The sequence below is a fragment of the Vibrio sp. 10N.222.48.A3 genome, assembly GCF_041475345.1.
Lineage (GTDB): Bacteria > Pseudomonadota > Gammaproteobacteria > Enterobacterales > Vibrionaceae > Vibrio > Vibrio tasmaniensis_A.
Genome location: NZ_JBFRVX010000182.1, coordinates 1 through 5,635, shown reverse-complemented (window position 1 = coordinate 5,635; position 5,635 = coordinate 1). Strand labels below are relative to the sequence as shown.

At 45.3% G+C, this 5,635-nt stretch carries 5 protein-coding genes; all 5 read right to left on the bottom strand.

Features of this window, described 5'->3' with window-relative positions; translation table 11 throughout:
• Nucleotides 1-424, bottom strand: a 424-nt coding sequence (locus AB4653_RS06485; protein ID WP_372103622.1) for a Na+/H+ antiporter NhaA, incomplete at its 3' end; no start/stop codon positions are given.
• A 275-nt stretch (nucleotides 425-699) separates the two neighbouring features.
• Nucleotides 700-1,848 carry a lipocalin-like domain-containing protein gene (locus AB4653_RS06480; RefSeq protein ID WP_012604245.1) on the bottom strand — a complete coding sequence of 383 codons (1,149 nt, stop codon included), beginning with the start codon at nucleotides 1,846-1,848 and terminating at the stop codon, nucleotides 700-702.
• The gene (locus AB4653_RS06475; protein WP_170962736.1) at nucleotides 1,838-4,291 is read right to left on the bottom strand and encodes an ABC transporter permease; all 2,454 of its coding nucleotides are present in this window, start codon (nucleotides 4,289-4,291) and stop codon (nucleotides 1,838-1,840) included. Before AB4653_RS06475 ends, AB4653_RS06480 begins: the two co-directional genes overlap by 11 nt.
• Complete coding sequence (locus AB4653_RS06470) at nucleotides 4,272-4,943, bottom strand: ABC transporter ATP-binding protein (protein ID WP_009847080.1); 672 nt, start codon at nucleotides 4,941-4,943, stop codon at nucleotides 4,272-4,274. Before AB4653_RS06470 ends, AB4653_RS06475 begins: the two co-directional genes overlap by 20 nt.
• 122 nt (nucleotides 4,944-5,065) lie before the next feature.
• Nucleotides 5,066-5,635: MATE family efflux transporter (locus tag AB4653_RS06465; RefSeq protein ID WP_372103619.1), on the bottom strand; the 570-nt coding region annotated here is incomplete at its 5' end.

The following is a 5,635-nucleotide window of genomic DNA, read 5'->3' as shown; positions in this document are numbered from 1 at the left end:
CCGGTACACGGTTACCAAGAAGAGCCATGATGCCCAATGCGAAAGCGATATCAGTTGCCGCTGGGATAGCCCAACCTTGAAGCGCTTCAGGGTTACTTGAATTGAATAGCACGTAAATAAGTGCAGGAGCTAGCATACCACCCACCGCTGCGATAGCTGGGAAGATTGCTGTCTCTTTAGACTTTAATGCGCCTTCTAACAGTTCGCGCTTAACTTCTAAGCCAATTAGAAGGAAGAAGACAGCCATTAAGCCATCGTTAATCCAGTGTGATACAGACATACCAAGAACATAGCTGTGCAGTACCCCTTGGTACATTTCGTTCAATGGTGAGTTTGCTACAAACATTGCGATCGCCGCAGCGATGACTAGTATGATGCCGCCAGCAGATTCCAATTTAAAGAAGTCACGGATGACGTCGGTCATGATTTCGCCCTTATATTTATTATTTAAATAAACGAATAACAAAGAATAACCACGAGTTTATATCCAAGCTCTATCGATAGATAATCACTTCTTCGGATGTTTAACTTCGGTTTTTCCTACAAATACTAAACAATACGTCGTATATTCCATAATGTTGTTATGCACCATGAATTAAGTATAGATGAGTTCACCAAGGCTGTATGCACAAATAATTCGAGGGTTGTCGGAATATCAAACATAAAAAAAGGCTATCAAATTATAGCCTTAAGTGTTTTTTAGTAGCCAGTTAACTGCATAAAGCCTGTTGCTTCATGGCTTCCGCTCGCCATAATTGGCCCTTCCCAATAGGGTATGACAAAAGGCAGCCACATATCCCTACGTTTGATACGCGTAGTGAGATTGATATCGTGTTGTGGCACGTTAATAATCCATTGGAGCGGCATTCTTCTACCATTCATTAGCGTCGTATTCTGTAATGGCTTGATAGAAATGTCGGAGTCCGTTAGCTGATACACTTTGCCAGAACGAGTTGCCAATGTTCCAAAAACATAAGGCAATTGTTGATTGTGGCGATAGCGGTTAATGCTCAGTGCAGTACCGTCATCGAGATTAAACACGAACCAATCCCAGCCTTGCTGACCGACTCCGAGTAAACCACTGCCCCACTCTTTATGCACCCACGCAGTACCTTCGACTTCTTTCGTTACACCGTCGAGATTCAAAACCCCACTCAAAGATAAAAACGGAGCGCTGAAGTTATAAGACGCGACAGGCAATAAGTCGTGCTTTTTCTGATAGCCGTTATCGCCGTTGAGCACGTATGGCCCTTTCGCAATAGTGTCGAGTTCAAGGCCAAACGTATCGGTTTGTACTTGAAGGCGACCTGGAAACGGTGTGTTACCCAGAGCACGCCAGTTCCAGTTATCAATCCAAATTCTAAATGGATGACTGGTCATACCCGCCTGTCCAATGCCGCCACGCGCCAAACGTTGCTCTTTCCAAACCTTAGATTCAGACGAAATTACCACATTTGAAATATAAACCTGCGGGCTTTGCCACCCCCAGGTTTCTCTCTCGTCAGTTGCTATACGAAAGAAGCTCCACTGTACCGAGTACTTTTTCCCATCATCCCCTTTTAGAGACGCAAAATAATGCCACCACTCATGCTGGAATTCTGGGTGGAACTGGAAATCACGAGGCAACGAAACGCCTCGGTCTGGCAATACAGGTTCAAACACATTGAAGTGCTCACTTACAAGTACTGAATTAACCTCATTCTCGCCCTTATCGCCAACATCGACAAAATAGGAATAGTAAGCCCAGACACCTAAAATAGTGCCAAAGAAACCAATCAGTAATAGAGCAGAAACAAATCGGTGTCTGAGTTTTTTTGAGCCATTTCGTTGAAGCATATTAAAGCGCATCCCTCAGTGATTTCATCGGTGTGTTCCGAATCATTCTCATCACTGGCAATGCACCAGCTAACATTAATGCTGCCATGGCCCACGCAAATGTCTGCAAATAGTCCCAAGGAATCACTTGTAATTCGAGTGACCACCCAAAAGACTGCTTAATGACAATATCGACGATCAAGCTGGCTAACGCCAATCCGAGCGGGATAGCAATCAAGGAAGAAATAAGTCCGAACACAAACAACTGCAAGCTGCCTGTAAAAATCAGCTCTTTTGCCGAGACCCCTAAGCAACGTTGCAATGAAATATGCCTTTGTCGAGACACTTCACCCGCAACCGTCGCGAAAAAGATGCCGAAGACCGCGATGACCAAAGTGATGTTACCCAATGTATCAGCTATCGCGAATGTTCTATCAAACACTCTCATCGCCTGACTGTGAATATTGTTATTATCAAAAATACGCTCAGATCCAAGCCTGAATACGCTTTCCAATCGACTTCGAAGTCCTACGGAATTGACATCATCTTTGAGTATGACGCCTAGACCGACATTTCCGCGTCCAGCAAACCCAGATAGCCAGTTTCGATGTGACATCATGACTTGATGGTAAGGGTTGCCATAATCGTAATAAACACCAACAACCTGCCAACCAGAGCCAAGACTGTCATAAAGGTCTATATAGTCGCCTGGGCGAATCCCTAACTTGAGAGACATCGATTCACTGATCAACACACCTTTCGAATGATGCAGGTGGTACCAGTAATTCGGAATACCTAACTTGATCGTCAGCGCTTCTAATTCTCCTTCAGAAGGACCAGTACTGACCACCTGGGTACTTCCGACAGGGGAAGCGACATCTTTCTCCCAACGCCACCAAACTGAATCGACTTCAGGCTGTTCTGACAGCCAATTACTCATACGTGCAGCGGCGTTGTTGGTTGGGTAGATGTAAAGGTCTGCAGCCAAGCGCTGTGTTAGCCATTTATCGGTGGTATCCCTAAAGCTACCCACCATGGTTTCTACACCAATATTCGCTGTTAACGCTAGCATGAACGCCATTGTCGCCACACCACGATAACTCATGCTTGAAGCGGCATCCGCAAAGAACCAGCGAGCACGAACCCAACGCAGTGAATAAGACAAACTGTTGAACAGCTTCCACATCAAGAAAGGCGTAAACAAAGCCACACTGACGAGCATCAGGGCAATAATCGCAAAACCAGATTCTTGCGTTTGTGGGGCTTGATACACAGCGACAGCTGCAACCAAGAAACCACAACCAATCAATGCTTGCCAAGTAAACTCAGTGCCAGCAAAGCGCATCAAAGATAAACGAGATGACAAACGAATCGGTTGCGACCTCAGCAAACGAACCAATGGCCATGCACACGCTAGGAATGCACCAAGCAACGCCATTAATAAGCTATAACCACTCCAACGCCAACTCCAGCTAAGGGTTAAGCCCACATTCGCATCGTAAAGATCACCTAAACTCGAAGAAACGGCAGGTAACAGTTGGTTTGCCAACATGACACCGAATACATTACCGCAGATCCAGCTCAGTAGAACCAATAACAATAACTCTAAGCAAAGCGCTTTAGTCAGTTGCCAACCAGACACACCCGTTTGTCTCAAGATTCCGACGAGTGGTTGGCGCTGAATGAAAGACAGCGACATCGCTTGATAGAAAATAAACAAGCCAACGACAAACGACAGCATGCCCATCGCTTTTAGATTTAAGTGGAAAGCGCTAGTCAATGACTCAAGCTCAGCTTTAGAGCTGCGAGAGATTGTCAAACCATTGGGCAAAATGTTTTTAAGACGTTCAAACTTCTCGGGAGACATGTCTGAACACGCAATCACGGAAAGCCCTGCACTGCGTTTAAGCATTCGGAGCAAAGATATATCCGCAATCAACCTTGTACCATTAATCAGGTTATTTTGGTCCACTACCACTGGACCTAGCTCTGAACCATCCATCAGTGGAATGTAGTCCCCATCCTTCCATTCCATATGTTCAGCAAGATCATCACTCACTAGGATCGGATATGGTGGTTTCATGAGATCTAACGTGGTGAGTTCTTTTAGGGCAGCACCAGGCTGAAGCTGAAGCATAGAAACAGGGTCTATGCCAATAAGCATAAAGTTTGCACCATTTTCATCAGTGATACTATGGTGGTCAAAAGGAGAACACTGCTGAAAGCCTTCACGACGAAGCTGAATGTAAAAACCTTGCGGGATTTTATTCGCGTTATGTTTTGGTCGAATACGGTAAGGAAGAGGATTCGAAAAGAGTTTTTCGCCATGCGTATAACTTTGCTTGGCGTGTTGGTTGATAGCGGTAACACCAACCAAAAGTGATACGCCTAGGGTTAAACCAAGCCATACCAAGATAATCTGAAGTGGGTAACGTCGATAGTGACCAAGTAGCGCTTTAACTACGGGCCATAACATGCAGTTGCCCTCCTTGTAGGCGAATTCTGCCATCCATATGCAATGCAACTTTCTCACTGTGTGTCACCAGCAATAAGGTACATTCTAATTGACGGGCCAAAGAGGTCAGCAAACGCATCACCGCTTCTGCATTACGCTCATCTAAACTTCCCGTCGGTTCATCGGCTAACAGAATTTTAGGTTCCATGTACAGAGCACGAGCAATCGCTGCGCGTTGTTGTTGACCACCAGACGCTTCTTCAGGGTAACGACCAAGCAAAGGCATCAGGTCTAAAGCAGAAAGAATCTGTCTCCAGAGCCCCTTATCTTCAGGTAAACCTTTTAACTGGCGGCAAAAACGGATGTTGTCGGCAATGTTAAGCGTTGGTAGCAAGTTGAATTGCTGGAAGATATGACCGATGTTGTTTCTACGATAAGCGGTGCGGTCACGCTCGGTCGAGTCGTGCATATCGAAGTGAGGGAAAGCGATTTCACCTGAATCGGCGAGGTCTAAACCCGCGATAAGATTCAGCAAAGTACTCTTACCAGAGCCACTTTCTCCCATTAATGCCAGCTGATCACCTTGGTTTAATGTTAATTCAGCACCTTGCAAAACAGGGTGAAACTCCCCCCCATCGACATAGCCTTTACACAGGTCTGACAGCTTTAACATTAAACAGCTCACATTAGTTAGAATTTGGAATGAGAATCTACACTAATTCCCTGTTAGGAGGAAGTATTTTGAAAGATAGATCACACACCAACGATAAAGTGATGGGGTTGATGCGCTCTACTTCAATTTCCTATCAAGTTTTTAATCCATTTTCTTGTTTTCATGCGGTAGAGCGACCCACCCCACTTAAGCACTTCTTCAGTGAGGAAAAGCAGATATATCCACTCAGGTGGAAACTTCAGATAGATAGCAGCAATCGCGGCGAGCGGAATACCGATCACCCATTGGGCAATCAGGTCTTGATAAAGGCAGAACTTCACATCACCGCCCGCTCTCAACACACCAACAATGACAGTCAGCGGTACCGATCGGATAACAATACCCACGCTTAAAATTAGAATGAACTTTTCTGAGAGGGCTCTGGTTTCTTCCGTCAGTGCACTAAAAGCATTCAGTATTGGCGTTTGTACGAAGTAAAGAAAAATCGCGACCACGATACTGGTCAAGAAACACAAAATCGTTAAGCCTAACGCTTGGTAATAAACCGCTTCATTATTCTTTGCGCCAAGTTGATTACCCACCAGAACCGCTGCCGCATTCGAAAGGCCAATCAGTAAACTCAATGAGATAGATTCAACCGGCGTCATCACTGACAGTGCTGCCAGTCCTTGAACGCCCGATTGCCCCATGAT

Coding starts and splice junctions, on each gene's coding strand:
- AB4653_RS06480 (WP_012604245.1), bottom strand. CDS start 1,848: ATGCGCTTTAATATGCTTCAACGAAATGGCTCAAAAAAACTCAGACAC.
- AB4653_RS06475 (WP_170962736.1), bottom strand. CDS start 4,291: ATGTTATGGCCCGTAGTTAAAGCGCTACTTGGTCACTATCGACGTTAC.
- AB4653_RS06470 (WP_009847080.1), bottom strand. CDS start 4,943: ATGTTAAAGCTGTCAGACCTGTGTAAAGGCTATGTCGATGGGGGGGAG.